Genomic DNA, 25213 nt, shown 5'->3' with positions numbered 1-25213 from the left:
TTTATTCTTTAAAATTTCCTATCTAGAAGCTAATCAATCTTATTTTGATTCCAATTGATTTAAAACTTTTCTAAGCAAGTAAAAAGCATCAGAGCATATTGAATACCCTGATGCTAGCCTATTTTTATTCACCATGAAAAATATCACGCATCTTATTAAAGAAGCCACCTTCTTGCTCTTTAACATTAGCACCCATTTCTTTAGCTAACTGTTTAAATAATTCATGCTGTTTGTCAGTCAGTTTAGAAGGAGTAACGACTTTAACCGTTACTTGTTGATCTCCCGTATAACCTGAGCGAACACTCGGTGCTCCTTTGCCTTTTAAGCGGAAAGTGGTCCCTGTTTGTGTGCCAGCTGGAACCTTTAACTTCACCTTACCATGTACCGTTGGAACTTGGATTTCATCACCCAAGGCCGCTTGAGAGAAAGTGATGGGTAGCGTGTAATAGATTTCCGTACCATCTCGTTTAAATTCCTTACTTGGTTCAACATGGAAAACTACATAAAGGTCTCCATAAGGTCCACCATTTGAACCCGCCTCACCTTGTCCTGAAAGGCGAATTTGATTACCTTCTTCAACACCTGCTGGCACAGTCACTTTAACAGAATGACTAACGGATTCTATACCAGAACCATGACAAGTGGTACATTTTTCTTTAATTTCTTTACCTGTCCCACCGCAGACATCACATGTGGTTTGCGTCATCACACGACCAAAAGGAGAGTTTCGTTCTACCTGAATAGTCCCTGTGCCATGACACTTGTGGCAAGTAACGGGCTCAGTGCCTTCCTTGGCACCTGTTCCGTGACAGGTATGACATTCCTCATTACGATTATATTTTATGGTCGTTTCTTTACCAAAAATAGCCTCTTCAAAGGTTAAATTAATACGATATTGTAGATCATTACCCTTACGAGGAGCATTGGCTCTTCGTCCTCCTCCAGCAGATCCACCAAAGAAAGTATCAAAGATATCTTCAAAGCCAAAGCCTGCACCACCAGAGAAGCCACCAAAACCACCACCGCCAAAGCCGGCTCCAAAGTTAGGATCCGTTGAAGCATGGCCGTATTGATCATAAGCAGCCCGCTTTTGACTATCACTTAGGACCTCATAAGCTTCTGCAACTTCTTTAAACTTTTCGTCAGCTCCTGCATCTTTATTAATATCCGGATGGTATTTTTTGGACAGTTTACGATAAGCCTTTTTAATGTCAGCATCACTGGCATCGCGAGATACACCTAAGACATCATAATAGTCTCTTTTATTTGCCATTTTGTCCCTCCTTACACATTTTAATTCTCCTGATAAAAGACAAGAGTCGAGGACTTAGCCTAGACTCTTGCTAAAGTATGTCTTAATTACTCGTCGACTTCTTCAAAGTCAGCATCGACAATATTATCATCAGAAGATGATTGAGCATCAGAGGCATCTGTTTGATTTTCTTGAGCAGCTTGAGCTTGTTGAGCAGCTTGCTCGTAAAGTTTAACGGATAGATTTTGAATCACTTCATTTAATGCATCACGTTTTGTTTTCATTTCTTCTAAATCATTTGCTTCAACAGCTGCTTTCAATTCATCACGAGCTGTTTCTGCTTTAGTCAATTCATCTTCAGAAATGTTATCATTATCTTTCAATTCATCGATAGTCTTATTAGTTGTAAAGATCATTTGATCGACTTCGTTGCGTAAATCAGCTTCTTCACGACGTTTCTTATCGGATTCAGCATTTGCCTCAGCATCTTTAACCATACGTTCGATTTCTTCATCGGATAAACCTGAAGAAGATTTTATAGTAATCGTTTGTTCTTTTTGAGTACCTAAATCTTTGGCTGAAACGTTCACAATACCGTTTTTATCAATATCAAAGGTAACTTCAATTTGTGGAATGCCACGAGGTGCTGCTGGAATATCAGTTAATTGGAAACGACCTAAAGTCTTATTATCTGCTGCCATTTCACGCTCACCTTGTAAAACGTGAACATCTACTGCTGGTTGATTGTCAGCTGCTGTAGAGAAGACCTGTGATTTAGAAGTTGGGATAGTAGTGTTACGGTCAATTAATTTAGTGAATACACCACCCATTGTTTCGATACCAAGTGATAATGGCGTAACATCTAATAGAACGATGTCTTTAACATCACCAGAGATAACACCACCTTGGATAGCTGCACCCATAGCAACTACTTCATCTGGGTTAACCGATTTGTTAGGATCTTTTCCAGTTTCTTTCTTAACGGCTTCTTGTACAGCAGGAATACGTGTCGATCCTCCTACCAAGATTACTTCGTCAATTTCAGATTTGCTTAAACCAGCATCTTTCAAGGCTTGACGAACTGGCCCTTTAGTTCTTTCTACTAAGTCATGCGTTAACTCATCAAATTTAGCACGAGTTAAAGTTGTTTCTAAGTGTAATGGCCCATCAGCTGTCGCTGTAATAAATGGTAAGCTGATTTGTGTAGAAGTCACACCAGAAAGATCTTTCTTAGCTTTTTCTGCAGCGTCTTTCAGGCGCTGTAAAGCCATTTTATCTTTAGAAAGGTCAATAGAGTTTTCTTTTTTAAATTCTTCAACTAAGAAGTCGATAACTTTATTATCAAAGTCATCTCCACCTAGTTTATTATCCCCTGCTGTAGATAATACATCAAATACGCCATCGCCTAATTCAAGGATTGAAACGTCAAAAGTTCCTCCCCCTAAGTCAAAGACTAGGACTTTTTCTTCAGCATCGGTTTTATCTAAACCATACGCTAAAGCTGCAGCGGTTGGCTCGTTAACAATACGTTCAACTTCTAAACCTGCAATACGTCCAGCATCTTTAGTTGCTTGACGCTGAGCATCGTTAAAATAAGCAGGAACAGTGATAACTGCTTTCTCAACCTTATCGCCTAAGTAATCTTCAGCAAATGATTTCAAGTGTTGTAAAATCATAGCTGAAATCTCTTGAGGTGTATAGCTCTTTCCACCCATTTCAGTCTTAAAGTTATCTTCTCCAATATGACGTTTGATGGAAGCTACTGTGTCAGGGTTTGTAACTGCTTGACGCTTAGCTACTTCACCCACTTGAATCTCATTATTTTTGAAAGCTACTACAGATGGAGTGGTACGGTTTCCTTCTGGGTTAGTAATAATCTTTGCTTCTCCACCTTCTAAAATGGAAACAGCAGAGTTTGTTGTACCTAAGTCAATACCTATAATTTTAGACATATAATCTACTCCTTTAAAAATTTATTTTGGTTAAAACTAAGTGCTTAATAATTAGGCGGACACAATTACCATGGCCGGGCGAATGATACGATCATTAAGGATGTATCCTTTTTGTAGAACATTCACTACAATATCAGTGTCTTGTCCTTCAGCCGCTGGTTGGGTGGTTACCGCTTGATGATAATTTGGATCGAATGTTTCGTTTAAGGGATTGATCACTTCAATTTTTTCTTCTTTAAATGCTTGTAAGATTTGATCATACACCATTTGGATCCCTTTGTGGATTGCTTGACTCTCTTCTGAACTTGCTTTGATTTGCAAAGCGCGTTCAAGATTATCAATAGCATCTATTAATTTATTAGCTAAAGATTGAGATCGATATTTAGCAGCTTCTTGTCTTTCACGACTATTAGATCGTTGCATATTAGCAATTTCAGCCTGTAGACGTAAATTTCGATCCTCCAAATTCTGAATACTTTCTCTTAATTCATCTTCAATGGAAGAAACTTCCTCTACTGATGCTACTTCAGTTTCTTCATTTACATCATTTACATTATTATTCAGACTATCCTGATTTTTTTCTGCTGAACTTTCAATGACTTCATCTTCTACTAACTTTTCTTTTTCATCGTTAAGTTCTGCAGAAGATTGCTTGTCATTCCTCTTTTTATTTTCTTCTGTCACTTGATGACCTCCTTTATTGATTAAATTCTTTTAATATCTGCTCCATAAGGACAATCATGCGTGAATAATGCATCGTCGAAGGTCCTAAGATACTTAAAGACATTTTGCTTAAGGCTTGTGTGAAGGTTCCCGTCACTAAAGATAAATGACGCATCCCTTGCGGAGCAAACTCTTGTCCGAAAAGAACTTCGATTCCATCTTGACGTTGTTCAAAGAGATCAAATAATTCATTCGATCCATCAATCAAATTGAATAATTTTTTGTATTCATTGTTGGAATAACGCTGATCCAAACAATCAAAAAGATTATTCTTGCCAGAAACAAAATAACGCGTTCCTTTAACTTGTTGAATTGACTTCTCAACTAAAGGAGAAAAATCAATCGAAGTTGACAATTGTCTTTGCATAATCATCGGAATAGTTAATTTAGTCCGCTGATAAGCATCTTCTAATGTAATACCTCGCAATTCTGAATTAAGAATTGAACGCATTTGACGTAAATCATCATCCTCAACCGGATATAAGGTTTGGAACATTTTATTTTCCACATGTCCTTGATCCGATAATAAAATAGCCATTATTTGATGGTTACTTAAAAGCACTAACTTAAAGTCAGCCACTCGATGCTCTTCATTATTCTGTCCAAAAACCAAGCAAGGTAATCCAGTTAATGAGACCAATAAATCCGCAGCAATTTTCGCCATCTTAAAATTCTCTTGTCGGCGATTTAAGAAGATTTCGCTAACTGCTTTGAGATCTGCTTCATAGGATTGCTCCCATGAATCATTCTCAATTTTAGTGATCAGACGATCTACATAATAACGATAGCCTTCATAAGAAGGTATTCTACCACTTGATGTATGTGCCTTAACCAGAAAGCCGTTTTTTTCTAAAACAACCATCTCATTACGAACAGTTGCCGGACTTATATCAAGAAAACTCTCCTTGAGTAAAGTCTTTGACCCGATTGGTGCCTCTAAATTTGCATAAAGGCGAACAATTAATTCTAAGATTTGGTGTTGTCTGGCTGTTAATATGATCAATCACCTCACATTATTAGCACTTATTCATACCGAGTGCTAACTGTCTCTATCTTACTATCCTCCATCACCTTTGTCAAGGGATTATGGCCATAAAATTAAAAAAATTAGCACTCTCAATTCGAAAGTGCTAATTATATCTATCGATCCTTGATTATTTAAAGTACGCCCGTGTATGGTCTTGATCCTTTTCAAGTTGATTAATCAAACCTTCAATACCATCAAATTTAATCTCTCCACGTAAGTAATGATGCCACTTAATACGAACCTTTTCCCCATAAATCATACGATCAAAGTCTAAAATATAAACTTCAATGGAGAGTTCTTTCACATCATCAAAGGTAATATTATGTCCAATAGATGCCATGCCCATATACCATTGGCCTTGAACACAAATTTCGACAATATACACCCCTATGCCAGGTGTTAACTGACCATAATCCATTGCCACATTCGCTGTTGGAAATCCTAATTTTCTCCCTCTTTTTAATCCATTGATGACAAGTCCTCTGGTTTCATAAATGTAACCTAATTCTTGGTTAGCTAAATCAATATTACCATTTGATAGCTGGTATTGAATTTCACTTGAAGAAATCTTATGGTCACCGATTGTCTTTTTAGGAATTTCGCTAATTTTAAAGCGTCCCTGGCTGTGGTCGACTAAAGTTTGCATATTAGCTATCTCTTTCAGACCGTATGTATAGTCAAAACCTGCCACCACATGAACGGCATTCAAATTAACCATGTAGCTGTCCACGAACTCTTGTGGACTCTGAGCTCCCATGGCTGAAGTGAACTCAGCAATATATAAAATATCTACTCCATTAACCTCCATCAGTTCTATTTTACGAGGGTTATCACTTAAATAAAAGTAGTGATTCGGATGGATCTGTTGATAAACAAGACGAGGAGTATGGTTAAAAGTTAAGACGGCTAAAGGGACTTGATAATGATCTGCTAATTCGCGCCCCTTTTTGATAACTTCTTGATGGCCTAAATGAACACCATCAAAAAAGCCTAGAGCTAAAACGACTGGTTGGTCATATAGTTGTTCTTGATCGTAAGGATGTGCTAAATAAATTGTCTGCAAGGCTTAAACTCCTTCCATTGGAAACATCTTAATAGGTTTTATTAAATTCTCTTTGCTAGGATGTGGGCCGTAAATTGCTAACAAACGGTCTTGATAAAATAAGGCAGTTGGTTCAATAAGCCTGTCATTAAAATAATTAATGTCTAAAACTTTTCCATGTTTAATGTCTGTAAACTGTTCTGGATTTAGTTGGATTTTTGCATAGTCAGAAACTGCCGTTTCAATGGGGTGAACAGCTGTATTTAAGGAGTCTTTTTCTGCTAATTGCCTTAATTCATCTAAGCGATAACTATCCGCTTGACGATAACCCGCTGCTTGAGTTCGCACTAATTGGGACATGTGGCTAGGATATCCTAATAACTTACCGCAATCTACCGCTAAGGTTCTGACATAGGTCCCTTTACTGCACTTTACTTCAAAGGAGAAAGTTTGCCTTTTTTCACTGGTGTGATATTGTGACGGAGCTAAACGCTTGAAGTAGTCGATAGATACTTGACGTTCAGGCCTTTCTACTTCAATACCTGCTCGGGCATATTCATAGAGTCTTTTCCCTTTGACCTTGACCGCCGAGTAATAAGGAGGAATCTGGCTGATTTTGCCTGTTAATGAAGCCATAGCTTGATCAATAACTTGATCATCAACGGCTTGTTCTACTAATTTCTTTGCAATAACTTGTCCCTGGGCATCTTCCGTATCGGTGGCTTGACCTAAAGTGACTTCTCCTTGATAGATCTTTTTGCTATCCATTAGTATTTCAACTAACTTGGTTGCCTGTCCTAAACAGACAACTAAAACGCCCTCAACTTCAGGATCCAAGGTCCCACAATGGCCTACACGCTTCATTTGAAAAATCTTACGCATTTTAAATACTACATCATGACTCGTCATGCCCTTTTCTTTCCAAACAGCGACAATTCCGTTCATTCAAGCCAACTCCTTTATTAATAACAATTATGATTATACTTTAATTGGCACTTGCTTCCAAGCAAGATTCTTAATTCTACAAGAATAAAAGAGCTGTTTTACCGCCTCTCATTTAATGAGAGCAGTGAAAAAACAGCTCTTAATTTGTGAAAACTTAAGATTATTGCTCCGTCTGAACTGAGCTTGCTTCATCAAAAGATTCAGATTCATGTAATTGATTTAATAATGAATCGATTCGACTACCATAGTCTACTGATTGGTCTCTTTCAAATTTAACTTCAGGAACCTTATAAAGACTTAAACGACTTCCAAGTTCCGAGCGAACTTTACCTGTTATTGCTTTCAAACCATCACTTGTTTTTTGTCTTTCTCCGGCTTTATCACTTAAAGTAGAATAAAAAATTGTAGCATTTTGTAAGTCGCCTGTAAGCTCTACATCAGTAATAGTAACCCCTTCAACACGAGGGTCTTTAATCTCTTTTAGAAGAATATCATTAACTTCTCGCATTATTTCTTGACGAACACGTCCTATACGATATTTAACCATTTCATACTCCTTTATTTACGTTCAACTTCGACCATGCGATAGGCTTCAATAATATCATCGACTTTGATATCATTATAGCCTTCAATCATAATTCCACATTCTAATCCTTTGTTTACTTCTTTAGCATCATCTTTAAAACGTTTCAAACTGGCTAGATCTCCTTCATAAATAACGATGTTATCACGTATCAAGCGTAGCTTGCTCGTGCGTTGAATGAAGCCATCTAAAACAAATGAACCAGCGATGGTGCCTAATTTAGAAACAGAATAGGTTTCACGTACTACTGCTTGCCCTGTTACTTCTTCAACATACTCAGGGTCCAGCATTCCTTTCATAGCTGTTTCAATTTCATCAATTACATTGTAAATAATATTATGGAGACGAATATCTACTTGCTCTTCTTCTGCTTGTTGTTTTGCTTGAGGAGTTGGTCGAACATTAAATCCTACCACAATTGCTGATGAGGCATTAGCTAAAGTAATATCAGCCTCATTAATTGCTCCTACCGCCTGATGGACAATATTAACTTTTACTCCCTCCACATCTATTTTCATCAATGAAGCAGCTAATGCTTCTACTGAACCTTGTACATCTGCTTTTAGGATTACGTTAACTGATCTTAACTCACCTTCTTGTAAGGTTTCGAAAAGATTATCCAAAGTAACTTTCTTCTTAAGGTCTCTTTGTTGTTCTTGAGCCTTCTGAGCTCTTTCTTCTCCAACTTGACGAGCTGTTTTTTCATCTTCAAAGACCACAAACTGGTCTCCTGCTTGAGGAGCATCATTCAAGCCTGTAATTTCCACCGGCATGGATGGACCAGCTGAGCGAATACGACGCCCTTGATCATTGACCATTGTTCTTACTCTACCATAGGTGTTACCCACAACAATTGGGTCCCCTATATGTAGGGTACCATGTTGAACTAATAAAGTCGCAGTGGCACCGGTAGCTTTATCTAAGCGCGCTTCAATGACTGAACCTAAAGCTAAACGGTCTGGGTTAGCTTTTAATTCTTGAACTTCTGAAACCAGAAGAATCATCTCTAATAACTCATCCAAATTAGTCCCGTATTTAGCTGAAATATTAACAAAGATATGTTCGCCACCCCAGTCCTCAGAAATAATACCATGTTCAGATAATTCGGTCATTACCTTATCTGGATTGGCTTCAGGTTTATCAATTTTGTTAATCGCTACAATTATCGGTACATCTGCAGCTTTGGCATGATTAATCGCTTCAACCGTTTGAGGCATCACGCCATCATCTGCTGCAACAACAATAATTGTAATATCAGTCACATCTGCACCACGTGCACGCATGGTTGTAAAGGCAGCATGTCCTGGCGTATCAAGAAAAGTGATTGGCTTATCATTTAAAACAATTTGATAGGCACCAATATGTTGAGTAATTCCACCAGCTTCTCCTTCAGTCACTCTCGAATGGCGGAAGGAGTCCAAGAGACTGGTTTTTCCGTGGTCAACGTGACCCATAATTGTAACAACTGGTGGACGAATGCTTTGATTATCATCAGCAGCAGCTTCTTCAAAATAATGATCTAAGTCTGAAACTTCAACAACAACTTTTTCAATAGGTTCAACGCCATATTCTAAACAGATAATTTCAATCACTTCTTTAGAAAGTGCCTGGTTTTGATTGACCATTACCCCTTGTAGCAATAGTTTTTTAATAATTTCAGTTGCATCTCGGTGGAAGCCTTTAGCAATATCTTGTACATTCATTCCTTCAGTATAGTAGAACGCTTCTGGAAGGTCTTTATGCTTACGAGCTGTTAAGCCTTTAGACTCTTTTTGATAGTTACTATTTTGCTTACCACGACGGCCACGACGGCGATCGCCACGACTTCTTTTGGATCCACCAGTGGATTTATTTGAAGAATTACTTTGATTGCTTTGATTTGCTTTTTGACCCTCTACAGCTTGTTTACTATCAGTTGATTTCTTTTGCTTAGAAGCTGCCTTTTCATTAGGATTTTTAGACTTAGTGTTAGGGTTTGTATTATGACCTTGTGCTTGAGAATCTTTTTGAGAAGAAGGCTTTTTAGAAGCTTTCGACTTGTCTTCATCCTTGCGATGCTTGGCATCTTTGTGTTGATTGTTTTTTTGATTTGATTCTTTAGTAGCTTCCGTCTTCTTAACATCCTTTTTGGTTTGTTTACCACTAGTCTTCTTATTTTGTAAAGCTTTCTTTAATTGTTCTTGTTGTTCTTGCGTTACCGAGGACATATGGCTATTAAATTCAAAACCATTATTTTCAGCAAGCACTAAGACTTCTTTTGAAGTCATATTGTTTTGTTTAGCAAATTCATATATACGAATAGTACTCATACAAACACCTTCCTATCTTGTATTATTGATTATTCATTGTATTTTCTCCTGTCACATAAGATAAAAATTTTTCAGCCATTCCTCGATCGGTTATGCCGCAAATTGTGCGTGATTTGCCGATTGCATGGCTGATTTGATATTTTGTAAAACGATGATTAATGGCTATTTTTTTTTCACTAGCCAAACGATGGTAGCGATCACTAGTGGAATCACTGGCATCAATCGCTAAAATCAAAAGTTTAACTTTTTTGTTCTTTGTGGCTTTAGTGACTAAATCGTCACCGGAAATTAACTTAGAGGCTCTTTGAGCCAAACCTAATAAATTGAGTTGTTTTTCTTCTGGGCTCATAGTAGTTCTTTTCGCGCCTTTTGGTGGTCTAGAAAGCGATAAAGTTCTTGATAAAACTCTTTATCAATCTCCATTTCAAATGTTCGATTAAAAACTTTTTTCTTTTCCGCTTGTATGGCTAACTCTGGATCCAAGGAGATATAGGCTCCTCGTCCATTCTTTTTACCAGTTGGGTCTATTTCAATGGTACCTTCTGGGGTTCTCACAATACGGATTAAATCTTTTTTGGGATGAGATTCACCAGTAACAACACATTTGCGCATGGGAACTTTTCTTTTTTTCGCTTGGCTCATTTCCATCCTCCTTTGATGTTAATAAATTAAGTGCTTATTCTTTCTCTGATTCTTCAGTTTCTTCAAACGCTTGCTCCAGCTCTTCATCAAGTGATTCCTCTGCCGATTCACGATATTCTAAATCAGCTTCTGCTGGATCGTCATCTAACTGGCTGGAAGTCTCTTGAAGCATTTCTTCAAGATTATCTAAATCCTCTGCAAGATTTAATTCTTCTTGTCCAGTTGATTCAACTGCTTTTTGTTCAATTAAATATTCTTGATAGCTAGTCTCAGACTTAATATCAATCTTATAACCAGTTAAACGAGCTGCTAAACGAGCGTTTTGTCCTTTTTTACCGATGGCTAAGGATAACTGATAATCTGGTACCACAACAATACAAGAATGATTATCTTCATCAAACACAACATTAATCACTTCTGCTGGATTCATAGCATTTTTTATGAAGGTAGAGGGGTCTTCATCCCATTGAATGATATCCATATTCTCACCATTTAATTCATTGACAATACTTTGAACTCGAGATCCTCTCGGACCAACACAAGTTCCAACTGGATCAATATTAGAATCACGCGAAGAAACTGCAACTTTCGAACGGTCGCCCGCTTCACGAGCAATTGAGATTATTTCCACAACACCTTCGTAGATTTCCGGAACTTCTTGCTCAAATAATCTTTTAAGGAAATCAGCATGTGAGCGTGAAACAACAATCTGTGGCCCCTTACTAGTTTTATCTACCTTGACTACGTATACTTTTACCCGTTCATCCATTTGAAATTGCTCAGTTGGAATCTGTTCACTAGCCGGCATTATGGCTTCAACTTTACCTAAGTTCACATAAACATTGCGAGCATCTGAACGTTCGATGATTCCTGTTAAAATTTCATCTTGATGCACAATAAATTCATCATAAATAATATCTCTTTCAGCCTCACGTATTCTTTGCATAACGACATGTTTAGCGGTTTGAGTAGCAATTCTTCCGAAATCTTTAGGAGTCACTTCAAATTTAATCTTGTCTCCTATTTCATAGGCACGATTAATCTTCAAAGCTTCTTCTAGAGAAATTTCTAAAGTAGAATCATAATTGATATCCACAACTTCCTTAACTGAATAAACTTTAATATCGCCGGTTTCTTCGTTAAAAACAACTTCCACATTTTGTGCTTGATCATAATTTTTTTTGTAGGCCAAAATCAAAGCAGACTCTAAAGCTTCTTTAATAACTTCAGGCTTTATCCCTTTTTCTGCTTCAAGAACCTTCATGGCATTTACTAATTCTTTGCTCACACTTAACTCTCCTATCTCATCTTGCTAAAACTTAACAGCAAGTCTTGCCTTAGCGACACCCTTCTTATTAATTTCAAGTTCTTTAGTGACTGTTTTAATTGGAACCTTCAATAGATAATAATCCTCCGTCACATCTAAAAGAACGCCCTCATGTTGTTTTTCACCGTATTGAGGGGCATAGTAATCAAAGTGGACATATTCACCAATGGCTGACCGAATTTGATCTTCATTTTTCAAAGGTCTTTCAGCTCCTGGTGAGGAAACTTCTAAAAAGTAAGCTTCCGGAAAAGGATCTGGTTGCATAGTGTCTAAAACTTCAGAAATTTTTTCTGAAATTAAAGCACAATGATCTAAATCAATGCCCCCTTCCTTATCAGCATAGATACGGAGAAACCAATGCTTTCCTTCTTTTAGATATTCAATATCAATAAGTTGACAATCTAAGGATGCGATAATTGGCTCCACTAACGGCTGAACTTTGTCTATCACAATACTCATCAATTCACCTCTTCATTTTTATTTTGGTTGAATAATAAAAGAGCGAGCGTTTCCGCCCACTCCTCCTCGAATAATTTGCTAAATAGAGTATATCATATTATCTATTCATCAACAAGTTAGAAGAGTGACAGCTGGTCTTCATCTGGTAATTCAGCTAAAACACCATTCTCTTCTAAATATTCCATAATTGTTTTCGAAACTTTACCACGTTTTTGTAAGTCTTCTTTAGAAATAAAGGCTGCTTGCTCTCTAGCTTCTACAATCGATTTAGCGACCCCTATTCCCAAACCAGGAATTGTTCTAAAAGGAGGGATCAAACTCTCGCCATCGATAATAAATTTAGTGGCGTCTGATTTTTCCAAATTAATCATTTGGAAAGTTATCCCTCTTTCTAGCATTTCATTCGCTAGTTCTAAAACAGTTCGCAAGCTATTTTCTTTTACTGAAGCATCCATTCCCTTGGCCATAATTTCTCTTAAGCGATGTTTAACCATTTCCTTGCCTTGATGCATGGCAATGATATCAAAGTCTGATGCCCTTACCGAAAAGTAAGCCGCATAATAGAATTTAGGATAGTGAACTTTGAAGTATGCCACCCTCAGTGCCATCATGATGTATGCAGCCGCGTGAGCCTTAGGGAACATATACTTAATCTTCAGACAAGAGTCGATATACCATTCTGGAACATTATTCGCTCGCATTTCAGCTTGCCAGTCATCAGGAATTCCTCTTCCTTTACGAACATGTTCCATTATTTTAAAGGCTAAGGAATCTTCTAATCCATATTGCATCAGTGTCACCATGATATCGTCACGACAACCAATTACCTTAGCTAAGGGTACAATATTCTTTTGAATCAACTCCTCAGCATTGCCCAACCAGACATCCGTACCATGCGATAAACCAGAAATTTGTAACAACTCCGCAAAAGTTGACGGCTTGGTCTGAGTCAGCATCCCTCTGACAAAACTGGTCCCAAATTCTGGTACCCCTAAAGTACCTGTATCAGAAAAAATTTGCTCTTTTGTGACACCTAAGACTTCAGGACCTGAGAACAAAGACATCACATCAGGATCAGAGAATGGAATATCTTGAGGATCAATACCTGAAATATCCTGTAAGAAACGTATCATGGTCGGATCATCGTGTCCTAATATATCTAATTTCAGCACATTATCATGAATAGAATGGAAGTCAAAGTGAGTCGTGCGCCATTCTGAATGAATATCTTCGGCTGGAAATTGTATAGGCGTAAAGTCATAAACATCCATATACTCAGGAATAACGATAATCCCACCTGGGTGTTGGCCGGTTGTTCGTTTCACCCCTTCAATTCCTTTAGCCAAGCGCTCTTTTTCAGCTTGAGGCACTTGGGTCATGGTATTTTCAAGATAACCCTTCACATAACCAAAGGCCGTCTTTTGTGCAACGGTGGAGATAGTCCCCGCACGAAAGACATGGTCTTCTCCAAATAAAACTTTAGTATAAGCATGAGCTTGCGGTTGATATTCCCCAGAGAAGTTAAGATCAATATCGGGTACCTTATCCCCTTTAAAACCTAAGAATGTCTCAAACGGTATATCCTGTCCGTCTCGCTTTAAATCTTTACCACATGATGGACAGGCTTTAGGCGGTAGATCAAAACCTGATCCAACTGAGCCATCCTTAAAAAACTCGTTGTAATGACAATCCGGACAGTAATAATGTGGCACTAAAGGATTAACTTCGGTTATTCCAGTCATTGTCGCTACAAAACTAGAACCTACGGATCCCCTTGACCCAACTAGATAGCCGTCTTGATTGGATTTTAGAACCAGCTTTTGCGAAATTAAATAAATAACGGCAAATCCATTAGAGATAATCGAATGTAATTCTTTTTCCAATCTTTTTTCAATTAATTCTGGTAAAGGATTTCCATACATTTCGTAGGCCTTGCCATAGGCCAAATCACGAATTTTTTGATCAGAGCCTTCAATATTTGGTGTGAATAGTTTTGAGTGGATCACTTCAATGTCGTCTTCGACCCAATCGGCTATTTTATTCGAATTAGTTACCACTAATTCATAAGCCAAATCTTCTCCTAAGAAAGAAAACTCTTCTAGCATCTCATTAGTCGTTCTAAAATGAAGTGGTGGGAAATGGAGGTCGCGATTAGCATTGCGTTTTAAAGACTTGAGTAATATTTCGCGGTAAATCGAATCCCGTTCTTCTAGGTAGTGAACATCTCCAGTAGCCACTAGTAACTTGTTATGTTCATTGGCTAGCTTAACCATTCCTTGCATGATCTTAAACAAATCTTCACGAGATCTAATCAAGGTTTCTTCAATCAGGGTGTCATAGACAGAAGGGGGTTGAATTTCTAAATAATCATAATATCCTACTAATTCACTAGCTTCTTGATAACCCTTCTGCATCAAGGTTGTAAAAACTTCTCCATTGGAGCAAGCGGAACCGACAAGTAAATTTTCTCGATACTGATTTAAGACAGACCGTGGTATTCTGGGTTCGCGATAAAAATACTCCACATTGGAAATAGAAATCAGTTTAAAGAGATCTTTGAGACCTGCTTGATTTTTAGCAATTAAAGTAGCATGAAAAGGTCTTATCTGTTTATATGCATCACCTTTACCCATCTCTTTATTCAACAGATTATGGTGGGTCATTTGATATTGCTCATTGGCTTGTTCTAGTAACTTAAACAAGATATGACCCGTTGTTTCCGAGTCATAAATAGCTCGGTGGTGTTGTTCTAAAGTTACACCGTAACGCTTGGCAAGATTGTTCAATCGGTGTCCTTTTATATTAGGGTTTACCAACCTTGATAGGGCAAGTGTATCAATCACTGGTAAATTATTCATAGCTATGCCATGACGCACATAGGCTTGATTAATAAAGCCCATATCAAAGGAAGCATTATGTGCCACCAAAATGGTGTCTTGTGTAAATGCTAAAAATTTGTCTATTACTTCTTTTTCACTTGGTGCATCTTCTAGCATAGCATCGGTAATGCCTGTCAGTTCTGTTGTAAAGGATGAAAGTGGATGACCAGGATTAATAAAGGCCTCGAAAGTATCAATTACATTCCCCTTGTGCATCTTAACAGCAGCTAATTCAATCATACGATCATAGACAGAGGATAATCCGGTCGTTTCCACGTCAAAAACAACATAATTAGCTTCTGAAAGATCATGATCACTTTCATTATAAGCAATAGCTTCACCATCATTAACAATATTAGCTTCAATACCGTAAATCACTTTAATATCGTTTTCTTTACCCGCATAATAAGCTTCTGGGAAAGCTTGAGCACCAGCGTGGTCGGTAATAGCTATAGCTGAATGTCCCCATCGAGCCGCTGTTTTAATATAATCTGAAACACTATTGGTCGCATCCATTTGAGACATATTAGAATGTAAATGGAGCTCTACTCTTTTTTGACCTTCAAAGCTATCTTGACGTTTTTTAGGATTTAACTTACGAATCGAACGAGGCCTAAAATCTAGTTCACCAGAATAATTATCTGGGACCATATCCCCTTCCATTCTCAGCCAGTCCCCTACTTGAAACTGATGAATTTGCTCCTTAGTTAAGCGTCGTCCAGAAATTAATTTGACAGCCACAGAGGAAGTATAATCCGTCACTTTCATGATGGATAAAATTTCTCCCGATCGTAAATCACGGATATCATTGGCAAAGACATAACCTTCGATTACTTGTTTGTATTGATTTTCTGGCAAATCAATAATAGGAGTAGCTGTGATATTAGGGATGTCTTTTCCTACTGGCTTAATTTCACTAATATTGACTGATTGTTTCTGCTTTTCTTGTTTTTTCTCTTCATTTTCAATCGCTTCTAGTAGGTTTTGATGATCCAATTCTTCTAAACGCTGTTTAGTTGTTAAATGAGTGGCATCGCTTAAGGATTGATCAACATAGTAAATGATTTTTATTCCTTTAAAGCCTACTTGATCAAAGTGTCTTTTAATTATGTGATCGTATTTATTATCAAATGTATCTACTTGACTCTGACTCGCTAAACCTATTTCAAATAGTTTTGTACTTGCATCATAAGAAATGGAGGCATCTTGTAAACAAACTCTTAAAAAAGGTGTCTCATTCATAATAACAGTTTTTATTTTTTCCCAATAATCCTCAATTAACTGACGATTATCAGTTTCAGCCTTATCAAAGTGCCACCATATTTCGGTTTCTACTATTTGAGCAAAAGCCTGTCGCATAGTAGTTAGTAATAAGTAATAGAGGTCTGGGTGAATCCGCTGTGGGAATCTCAAATGAAAAATCCAGCGTTGGCTGTCTGCTAAAACTTCCACTTGCTCAATTTGACCTCCTGCTAATGCACTTAGAATGTCTGGATCAGTAATGTTTAGTTGCTCCAATAAAACATCGAATAAAGTTTTTTCTTTGCTCATATGAATCCTTTCTTTTTACTTGTGTCGCATTTAATTTTACAATGCATCACTTAAAAAAACCCGTAAAAGACAGGGATTTTGTTCCTAGAAAAATGCTCGCATAATGTCATTCCAAGTAACTGCAATCATCAAAATCAATACTAAAACAACCCCTACCATGGTAACTAAACCTTCTTTTTCTTGGCTGAGAGCTTTACCTCTAACTAATTCAATTAAGTTCAGGACAATTTTTCCTCCATCTAATGCCGGTATCGGTAATAAATTAACAATTCCTAGATTGGTGGATAAGGAGGCAAGAAAAGCAACCATATCGATCAAACCTTCATTAGCAACCGTGCTAGTTGCCTGAGCCATTGCCACAGGTCCTCCTAACATATTTAAATCAAAACCACGTGAAAATAATGTGGCCAAGGCCGAAAGGACCATGATGAAAGTTCGATAGGTAGCTGTAAAACCAAAAAACAAACGATCTTTAAGCGATGTCGATTGACTGACGGTAATTCCTAATGAACCATATCCCAATTCATTCTCCTCCAATTGGAGTTCTTTTTTAATGACTTGGTCTTGTCTTTGAATTTCTAATCGTACTGTCTCTTTAGGGTATTGGGCAATTAAATCCACTAAGCCTTGCCAATCTTTGGTCTCTTCTTCATTAACTTTAGTGATTCGATCCCCAGCTTGCAAACCAGCTCCTGCAGCAGGACTGCCCTCAACCACTTGACCTATTTGATTGGTAGTGGTAGGAATTCCTGGAAGCATTAAACCGACTATCGCAAAAGCAACAATCGATAAGATAAAGTTATTAAGTGGCCCACCAAAATTAGTGAGAATCTTATGCCAAACTGGAACTGATTCATAACGCGTTGCTAAGGGGGCTACACGAATAATGGTTCCATCTTTTTCAATGATTTCTGCTTGAGGATGGACATGATAAGTTTTAAGATAATCTTCCCCTTGTTCATAAACTTCAAGAGTCATCTCATTTACCAAATCGGCCTTATCTAATCGAACAGGTAGTTCATTGATATCACTAGTCTCACTAAGGTTAATTTTAATAACCTTATTTTGTTCATTGAAAGTTAAACCTAAAGATTGTCCCGGTTGAACTTCAGCTTCTTCATTTAAACCAGCTAAACGAACATAACCTCCCATTGGTAAAGCACGAATAGTGTAGGTTGTCCCATCTTCGGCTTGTTTTGAAAAGATTTTAGGTCCCATCCCTAGTGAAAATTCTCTCACTAAGATGCCTGCTTTTTTAGCCCAATATAAGTGCCCAAACTCATGAATAATCACAATAATCGAAAAGATAATTAAGAAAACTAAAACTGTTTTTAACATCGCTTACTCCATTTCTAATTAAACACCTAAAAAGTTATTCCATACAACAAACATGATGCTGGCAAATATTGTTGAATCAAAACGATCCAATACTCCCCCATGTCCTGGAAGTAATTTGCCCGAATCTTTCACACCAAAGTCTCTCTTATAGGCGGATTCTACTAAATCACCGAACTGACCAGCTATAGAGATAAGAATGGTTAAAAAGCCAAGATATTGTGGATTTTTTATTTCAACAGTAAAAAAGAGACTGTAAATACTAGCGACTACAAAAGCGGTTGCTACGCCACCCAAAGCTCCTTCTACTGTTTTGTTAGGACTTATTCTGGGAGCCAGCTTATTCTTCCCATACTTTCTACCTATTAAATAAGCTCCAGTATCCGTTGACCAAATCACCAAAAGAACATATAGAATAGTCGTTAAACCAAGGTCTCTAATCATTATTAAATAACGAAAGCCAAAACCTATATAAAGCGAAGCAAAAATTAAAGTGGATGCATCTACAAAATTAAAACGTTGATAATTATAAACCGTCAAAATCAACAATAACATTCCTGCTAAATAAAAAATCATCAAGGGGTCTGCCTCAGAAAAAATAGGACCAAAATATTTCTCTGGTAAGAGGACCGAGGCTAAGGCTAAAGTTGATATTAAGCCTATTTCATTTAAATAATCGATTTTTTTCATCTCAGCCATTTCGTACAAGGCTATTGCACCCAACAACATTATACAATAGCTAAACCATTTCCCACCCAAGATGACAAATGGTAGATAAATAGAGATCCCAATAATTGCTGTAATGATTCTTTGTTTCATTTTGATCCCTACTCCTTTCTAACATTTAAGAGATTTTACCGAATCTTCTCTGTCTTTCACTATAAGCTGCAATCGCTTGATCAAAGTCTTCAGTTGAAAAATCAGGCCATAAGACCTTTGTAAAATAGAATTCACTATAGGCTAATTGCCATAATAAGAAATTGCTGAGTCTTAATTCACCAGAAGTTCGAATCATCAAGTCTGGATTTGAGTATGAAGCAAGATCTTGAGTCATTAGAGACTGATCAACTAATTCTTCGGTAATTTCTTCTGGCTTTATTTCATTTTTTAAAACTGCCTGACTAATACTTTGAATGGCTTGGACTATCTCTTGACGTCCACCATAATTTAAAGCAATGTTTAAAATCAATCCACTATTATCCTGCGTTTTTTCTACTGCTCGATCTAAGATTTTCTTAGTTTCTTCAGGTAAACGATTAGCATTACCAATATAGGTAACTTTAACATTATTTTCCATTAATTGAGGCATGAAGGATTCAAAAAAGTCTTTTGGCAAAGACATTAAGTAATCCACTTCATCCTTGGGACGCGCCCAATTCTCTGTAGAAAAAGCATAAACCGTTAATACCTTGATTTTAAGTTGGTGTGCACGAATGGTAATTTTTTTGATGGTCTCGACTCCCTTTTTATGCCCCATTACTCGAGGTAAAAAACGCTTTTTAGCCCAGCGACCGTTACCATCCATAATAATTGCAACATGGTTAGGGATCTTCATATTATCTAAATTCATGGTTGTTTCCTTTCAGTAGCATAAATACCTTTTAATTATAGCAGAAAGAAATTGTATATTAAAAGAAAACTAGAAGAAGTTGTTTAATCATAAAATTCTAGTCATTCATAATAAAAAATCAAGTCAAGACTTCTTGACTTGATTTTTGGTCGGTTTTTAGTTATTTCTGATTTCATCTTCTTTAACTGAAGTTAGGCGATCAATTTCCTTAGTCGCATTATCAGTTATTTGCTGAATATCCTTTTCATAACGTTTTAATTCATCTTCAGTAATTTCACTATCTTTTTCAAGTCGCTTAGCTTCATCCATTGCATCTCGACGAATATTTCTTACTGAAACTTTTGCATTTTCTTGTTCTTTACCGATTACTTTAACTAATTCTTCTCGTCTTTCTTTAGTCAATGCAGGTATCACAAGACGAATAACTTCACCGTCATTTGTAGGTGTAATTCCCACATCACTCATCATGATTGCACGCTCAATATCTTGAAGCGAACTCTTATCATAAGGTGAAATTACTAACATTCTTGCTTCAGGTGTATTAATTGAAGCTAACTGGTTTAATGCCGTAGGTGTTCCATAGTATTCAACCATGACACGGTCTAAAATACTAGCATTAGCAACTCCAGCGCGAATAGTTCCTAATTCACGTTGAAAAGCTTCAATTGATTTTTGCATTCGGCTTTCAGTATTTTTTAATATATTATCAGCAGCCATTTTCTTCCTCCTATATGATCCATAGTTATTTTATTATACCATATTTAAGCATTGTAAGAAAAGTTAGAACTAATCATGATTATTTCCAACAGTTGTTCCAATATTTTCACCAAGAATGACACGTTTAATATTCCCAGGTTCGTTTAAGTTAAAGACAACTAATGGAATGTTGTTATCCATAGACAAGGAAGAAGCCGTAGAATCCATTACTTTTAAGCCTTTAGAGATAACATCCAAGTGGGTTAAATTTTCATATTTAGTAGCTGTTTCATCCGTCTTTGGATCTGCACTGTAAACACCATCCACATTGTTTTTAGCCATCAGAATAACGTCTGCTTCAATTTCAGCCGCTCTCAAAGCAGCAGTGGTATCTGTTGTGAAATAAGGGTTACCAGTACCACCAGCGAAAATAACTACTCGACCCTTTTGAAGATGACGAATCGCACGTCTGCGAATATAAGGCTCAGCTACAGCACGCATTTCAATAGATGTTTGAACTCTTGAGGGGACATCCAGATTTTCTAATGCATCTTGCAAGGATAAAGCATTCATTACAGTTGCTAACATACCCATATAATCTGCTTGTGCCCGGTCCATTCCCATTTCAGCACCAATCGATCCACGCCAAATATTTCCGCCCCCTACAACAATAGCTATTTCAATGCCTAATTGATAAACTTCTTTAAGTTGTTGGGTAATTGAACGGACTGTCGCAGGGTCAATGCCAAATCCATTTTCACCTGCTAAAGCCTCTCCACTCAGTTTTAGAATTGCTCTTTGATATTTTGTTTTAACCATTATTCTCACCCTTCTTTTCCTTTAAAAAGACCCCAGCAAAAACTGGGGTCTCTATTAAATGTTGTAAATTACTTGCCCATTTGAGCGGCTACTTCTTCAGCAAAGTTATCTTTACGTTTTTCAATTCCTTCTCCAACTTCAAAACGTACATACTCAGTAACTTTACCCCCTTTAGCACCAACATAATCTGCAACTTTTTGATCGCCATCTTTAACGAAAGCTTGCTCGTTCAATACGATTTCGCCGTAGAACTTATTCATACGACCTTCAACAATCTTGTCGACAATCTTTTCAGGCTTGCCTTCGTTTAATGTTAGCTCGCGTTGAACAGTTTTTTCGCGTTCGATTACTTCAGCATCTACATCTTCACGATTTAGGTATTTAGGGTTGATTGCAGCAACATGCATCGCAACGTCTTTAGCTACATCTTCATCTTTAGAATCTGCAACGACAGTTAAAACACCAATCCGTCCTCCTTGGTGAGAATATTCACCGAAGACATCATTATCCCCTTTATTTAAAAGGGCAAAGCGACGGAAAGAAAGTTTTTCACCAATTACAATAGTTGATTCTGTAATTAATTCTGCGATTGTTTGTCCATTAACTTCCAAGGCATTGGCTGCTTCCATATCAGCTGGTTTACCTTCAGCAACAGCTTTTACAATATCATTAACTAATGTAATGAACTTGTCATTTTTTGAAACAAAGTCTGTTTCAGAGTTTACTTCAACTAATGCAGCAGTATTTCCATCAATATAGCTTGCAGTTAAACCTTCTGCAGCGATACGGTCTGCTTTCTTAGCAGCCTTTGCAAGTCCTTTTTCACGTAATAAGTCGACTGCTTTGTCCATATCTCCATCAACTTCAACTAAGGCTTTCTTAGCATCCATCATTCCAACACCAGTCATATCACGTAATTCTTTTACTTGTTTTGCAGTTACTTTTGCCATCTATAAAATCCTCCTTGGAAATATCATTCAATAATGTGCTACCTTAATTATTATATCAAAATTTTTCAGCTTGCTAAAGCCTAATGTATGTATTTTCATAAAAAAGCTGTCTAAAGATGCTTGGCAACTTTTGACAGCTTTTCTTAATTTATTTATTCAGCTTCAGTCGCTGGAGAGCTTTCAGCTTCTTCTGATTCTGTATTTTCTTCCTTGTTGTCAAATAAGTTATCAAAGAATTGGCTATCCCCTTGCTCATCAGTGTCCACGTCAATTTGACCTTGATTTGCTTCAATTGTTGCTTCTGCCATAGAGCTTGTAATTAATTTAATGGCACGAATGGCATCATCGTTTGCTGGAATAACATAGTCAATCTCATCAGGGTCACAGTTAGTGTCCACCATCGCAACAATTGGAATATTTAATTTACGAGCCTCTTGAACCGCGATACGCTCTTTGCGTGGGTCTACGATAAAGATCACGTCAGGTATTCTTGGCATATCTTTGATACCACCTAAGAATTTTTCTAATCGATCCCACTCTTTACGTAATTCACCGACCTCTTTTTTAGGAAGCACATCGAAAGTTCCATCTACTTCCATTTGCTCTAAAGCTTTTAGACGACGAATACGTCCTTGGATGGTATCCCAGTTTGTTAATAAGCCACCTAACCAACGGTGGTTAATGTAGTACTGACCTGCTCTTTCAGCTTGTTCTTCAATTGCTTGCTGAGCTTGCTTCTTAGTTCCTACGAACAAAGCAACGCCACCATCAGCAACTGCATCTCGCATGAAATTATATGCTTCATCTACCAACTTAACCGTTTTTTGTAAGTCGATGATGTAAATACCGTTACGTTCTGTAAAGATGTAACGTTTCATTTTAGGATTCCAGCGACGTGTTTGGTGTCCAAAGTGCACACCAGCTTCTAACAATTGTTTCATTGAAATAACTGCCATATTATAAACTCCTTTTGGTTTTGTATTTTCCTCCGCTAGTTTCATTTAGCTATTAGACTCATGAGAGCACCCTAGTAACTATCCACTAACGTGTGAATTGTGCCTAAGCACTCTTATAAATATAAGCTATTCGATCAAAAAATGCAAATGAATTTTTGCTTTTAAACTATTTTAATTCAACTTTACTTTTTTCACTCATACATTTGCTTTATAACGCTCCATTCGGCTAAACTAAGAGCTAGGAGGTGTCAGCATGTCATCATTATATACTTATTTAGAGCAATATGGTCAATTAAGCTTTCAAGAGGAACCCTTTAATGAACTAGATGCTGCGATTATCTTAGAACTAACCTACCTCCCTATCGATCGGTTTTTTACCGATTCAATGGATTTTAAAGATGGTTTAACTTTTAAGCATCTAGCTAGACTATACCAACCCTTTAACCAATATTTTCAAGAAACCGATCAAACAATGGCCAATCCTTTTAGGAGTCAACTGATTAAAAAAATCGCAGACTATCGTCGGTTTAAAAATTTAAGAATTAGTGGTTTTTTAAACTCAATAGACTTTAAATTAGAAACTCAGTCAGCCTTTCTATTAGTAGATTTAGGAAACAACTTCCTTTTCGTTTCTTTTCGTGGCACCGATGACATGATAGTAGGTTGGAAGGAGGATATCATCCTCACCTACCAATCATCCATTCCGGCACAAATTATTGCGAGCCAATACCTTGAAAAAGTCATTCAAGCTCATCCGACCAGTCATTTAATATTAGGAGGACATTCTAAAGGAGGCCACTTAGCTCTCTATGCAGCTAGCCAAATGTCTCTTGAAACTATTAGTCAGATTAAAATAATTTACACTTTGGATTCACCTGGCTTTCATACCGTTAACTTGCGTCAAAATAAGATGAAACGTGTGAACAAAAAGCATATCCGTATTATTCCTGAAGATAGTATTATTGGTAACTTGCTTTTCCATGATCAAAAAGCCATTATAATTAAAAGTAAAAAGCGTGGACTGATGCAACATAATCTAGCAAATTGGAAAATTGAAGGGAAACAATTTCAACGAGCGAAACAATTAACAATCACCAGCCAAAGTATCAATCAAATCAATAAAAACTGGATCTTGCGAAACTCTCCCGCTAGACGAAAACGTATTATCTCTGCTCTAATTGACTTAATTGATGCCTGTGAAGCGCAATCGATTAACCAACTCATTAATCAGCCAACCTATTATCTAAACAAAGTTCATTACCGTTTTAGACAATTTGACCCATCCTTGCAAAAGGATTTGCGTGATTTTGCTAAACAGTATATTCAATTTTTTAGAAATGATTTAAGACAATATCATTTAATAAATCTCAATCAATCGATTATCGAAGCGCGAAAGAACTTTAAACAAATGGTAAAAGTATTTTATAATGCCTTTGGCAGCGATAAAAAAAAATCCTATTCTGATAAATAACAGAATAGGATTTTTTTATTTTCTAGACCTAGGCGGTCCTAGAATTTCTGACCATATAATGGCTTCTTTTAACTGATTGGAATGGTTGGTAGAATCCTCTCGAGAGCTTAATCGTTGAACCTGCATTGGTTGACTAAACTCAGCTAACTCTTCCCCTTCAATAATGAATTGTTCCATTTCATAGTCCATATCAGAAAAATCATTAAAATCTTGGGTAACCGTTGAAGATTTAGCGATTAAATCTCCTTTGCTAGGATGCTCTTGAAATTCATTCACAAAATCCTCGTAGTATTTAGCAATTTCTAATAATTTTTCACGGTTAGGGTGATATGCCGACAATTGAATAGCTTTATCTTTAACTGCTTGAGGACCTTGCTCAATCAATTGATTTACTTGTTTTTTTAAATCGTTAGAAAAAGATTGAATATCCTTTCGATATTTTCTTTTTAAACGATCGATTGTTTGAGGATCTACATCAATCTTTCCTTCTTGAATTTTATTAACTTCTGATTCAAATTTTTTCTCTGATTCTTCATCGGTCTCAAAGAAATTATCGAGATTGGGATACTTTTCATGATAAGTAGTTGTTTCTAATTGATCTAAACTTTGAAACATTTTATCCTTAATGGAATCAAAAGAACCATTCTGACGATTCATTTTTTTTATTTTTGAACCGAAATAGTTGATAATAAATCCCAGAATTATTATTTCAAAAAATCCCATTA

The 25213-nt window shown here is 36.9% G+C and carries 22 protein-coding genes; 1 reads left to right on the top strand and 21 read right to left on the bottom strand.

What is annotated here, in order from left to right; genetic code table 11:
- Window positions 1-124: 124 nt before the first annotated feature.
- From dnaJ to rpsB, 20 genes are all read right to left on the bottom strand, one after another.
- Complete coding sequence (gene dnaJ, locus ACQV2P_RS00840; RefSeq protein ID WP_428873950.1) at window positions 125-1273, bottom strand: molecular chaperone DnaJ; 1149 nt, start codon at window positions 1271-1273, stop codon at window positions 125-127.
- Between the two features lie 86 nt (window positions 1274-1359).
- Window positions 1360-3204: a molecular chaperone DnaK gene (gene dnaK, locus ACQV2P_RS00835; RefSeq protein WP_428875319.1), complete on the bottom strand. Its 1845-nt coding sequence runs from the start codon at window positions 3202-3204 to the stop codon at window positions 1360-1362.
- Between the two features lie 51 nt (window positions 3205-3255).
- Complete coding sequence (gene grpE, locus ACQV2P_RS00830; RefSeq protein ID WP_428894466.1) at window positions 3256-3888, bottom strand: nucleotide exchange factor GrpE; 633 nt, start codon at window positions 3886-3888, stop codon at window positions 3256-3258.
- Between the two features lie 13 nt (window positions 3889-3901).
- A complete protein-coding gene (hrcA, locus tag ACQV2P_RS00825) occupies window positions 3902-4930 on the bottom strand; it encodes a heat-inducible transcriptional repressor HrcA (protein ID WP_428891687.1) in 1029 nt (342 codons plus the stop codon).
- A gap of 151 nt (window positions 4931-5081) precedes the next feature.
- Window positions 5082-6017 carry a riboflavin biosynthesis protein RibF gene (gene ribF / locus ACQV2P_RS00820; RefSeq protein WP_428894465.1) on the bottom strand — a complete coding sequence of 312 codons (936 nt, stop codon included), beginning with the start codon at window positions 6015-6017 and terminating at the stop codon, window positions 5082-5084.
- A 3-nt stretch (window positions 6018-6020) separates the two neighbouring features.
- Entirely contained in the window at window positions 6021-6941 is a 921-nt protein-coding gene (gene truB, locus ACQV2P_RS00815; RefSeq protein WP_428873945.1) for a tRNA pseudouridine(55) synthase TruB, read from the bottom strand.
- 160 nt (window positions 6942-7101) lie between these two features.
- Window positions 7102-7488 carry a 30S ribosome-binding factor RbfA gene (gene rbfA, locus ACQV2P_RS00810; RefSeq protein WP_428873944.1) on the bottom strand — a complete coding sequence of 129 codons (387 nt, stop codon included), beginning with the start codon at window positions 7486-7488 and terminating at the stop codon, window positions 7102-7104.
- 11 nt (window positions 7489-7499) lie between these two features.
- Window positions 7500-9833, bottom strand: coding sequence for a translation initiation factor IF-2 (gene infB / locus ACQV2P_RS00805; protein WP_428894464.1), 2334 nt, complete (start codon window positions 9831-9833; stop codon window positions 7500-7502).
- Between the two features lie 22 nt (window positions 9834-9855).
- On the bottom strand, window positions 9856-10182 hold the full coding sequence (locus tag ACQV2P_RS00800) for a L7Ae/L30e/S12e/Gadd45 family ribosomal protein (protein WP_428873942.1): 327 nt from the start codon (window positions 10180-10182) through the stop codon (window positions 9856-9858).
- On the bottom strand, window positions 10179-10475 hold the full coding sequence (rnpM, locus tag ACQV2P_RS00795; protein WP_428873941.1) for an RNase P modulator RnpM: 297 nt from the start codon (window positions 10473-10475) through the stop codon (window positions 10179-10181). Before rnpM ends, ACQV2P_RS00800 begins: the two co-directional genes overlap by 4 nt.
- A gap of 34 nt (window positions 10476-10509) precedes the next feature.
- The gene (gene nusA / locus ACQV2P_RS00790; protein ID WP_428894463.1) at window positions 10510-11763 is read right to left on the bottom strand and encodes a transcription termination factor NusA; all 1254 of its coding nucleotides are present in this window, start codon (window positions 11761-11763) and stop codon (window positions 10510-10512) included.
- Window positions 11764-11787: 24 nt separating this feature from the next.
- Complete coding sequence (rimP, locus tag ACQV2P_RS00785; protein WP_428873939.1) at window positions 11788-12261, bottom strand: ribosome maturation factor RimP; 474 nt, start codon at window positions 12259-12261, stop codon at window positions 11788-11790.
- Window positions 12262-12377: 116 nt separating this feature from the next.
- Window positions 12378-16691, bottom strand: coding sequence for a PolC-type DNA polymerase III (locus ACQV2P_RS00780; RefSeq protein ID WP_428894462.1), 4314 nt, complete (start codon window positions 16689-16691; stop codon window positions 12378-12380).
- Window positions 16692-16775: 84 nt separating this feature from the next.
- Window positions 16776-18029, bottom strand: coding sequence for an RIP metalloprotease RseP (gene rseP / locus ACQV2P_RS00775; protein WP_428873937.1), 1254 nt, complete (start codon window positions 18027-18029; stop codon window positions 16776-16778).
- An 18-nt stretch (window positions 18030-18047) separates the two neighbouring features.
- The gene (locus tag ACQV2P_RS00770; protein WP_428873936.1) at window positions 18048-18845 is read right to left on the bottom strand and encodes a phosphatidate cytidylyltransferase; all 798 of its coding nucleotides are present in this window, start codon (window positions 18843-18845) and stop codon (window positions 18048-18050) included.
- Between the two features lie 25 nt (window positions 18846-18870).
- Entirely contained in the window at window positions 18871-19596 is a 726-nt protein-coding gene (locus tag ACQV2P_RS00765) for an isoprenyl transferase (protein WP_428873935.1), read from the bottom strand.
- A 156-nt stretch (window positions 19597-19752) separates the two neighbouring features.
- Window positions 19753-20313 carry a ribosome recycling factor gene (gene frr, locus ACQV2P_RS00760; RefSeq protein ID WP_428873934.1) on the bottom strand — a complete coding sequence of 187 codons (561 nt, stop codon included), beginning with the start codon at window positions 20311-20313 and terminating at the stop codon, window positions 19753-19755.
- 69 nt (window positions 20314-20382) lie between these two features.
- Window positions 20383-21111 (bottom strand): UMP kinase, encoded by a 729-nt coding sequence (pyrH, locus tag ACQV2P_RS00755; RefSeq protein ID WP_428873933.1) that lies wholly within the window; start codon window positions 21109-21111, stop codon window positions 20383-20385.
- 68 nt (window positions 21112-21179) lie between these two features.
- Complete coding sequence (tsf, locus tag ACQV2P_RS00750; RefSeq protein WP_428873932.1) at window positions 21180-22061, bottom strand: translation elongation factor Ts; 882 nt, start codon at window positions 22059-22061, stop codon at window positions 21180-21182.
- Between the two features lie 152 nt (window positions 22062-22213).
- The gene (gene rpsB, locus ACQV2P_RS00745) at window positions 22214-23017 is read right to left on the bottom strand and encodes a 30S ribosomal protein S2 (protein ID WP_428873931.1); all 804 of its coding nucleotides are present in this window, start codon (window positions 23015-23017) and stop codon (window positions 22214-22216) included.
- 253 nt (window positions 23018-23270) lie between these two features.
- Here rpsB and ACQV2P_RS00740 point away from each other — a divergent pair, with 253 nt between their 5' ends.
- On the top strand, window positions 23271-24488 hold the full coding sequence (locus tag ACQV2P_RS00740; RefSeq protein WP_428891693.1) for an Mbeg1-like protein: 1218 nt from the start codon (window positions 23271-23273) through the stop codon (window positions 24486-24488).
- Window positions 24489-24503: 15 nt separating this feature from the next.
- On the opposite strand, the gene ACQV2P_RS00735 is transcribed toward ACQV2P_RS00740, so the two are convergent.
- Entirely contained in the window at window positions 24504-25211 is a 708-nt protein-coding gene (locus ACQV2P_RS00735) for a hypothetical protein (RefSeq protein ID WP_428875828.1), read from the bottom strand.
- Between the last annotated feature and the right edge of the window lie 2 nt (window positions 25212-25213).

It is taken from the genome of Facklamia sp. P12932 (assembly GCF_050409545.1).
Taxonomy (GTDB): Bacteria; Bacillota; Bacilli; order Lactobacillales; family Aerococcaceae; genus Facklamia.
Note: the sequence above shows the minus strand (reverse complement) of the source record. Positions and strands in the feature narration are given on the sequence as shown.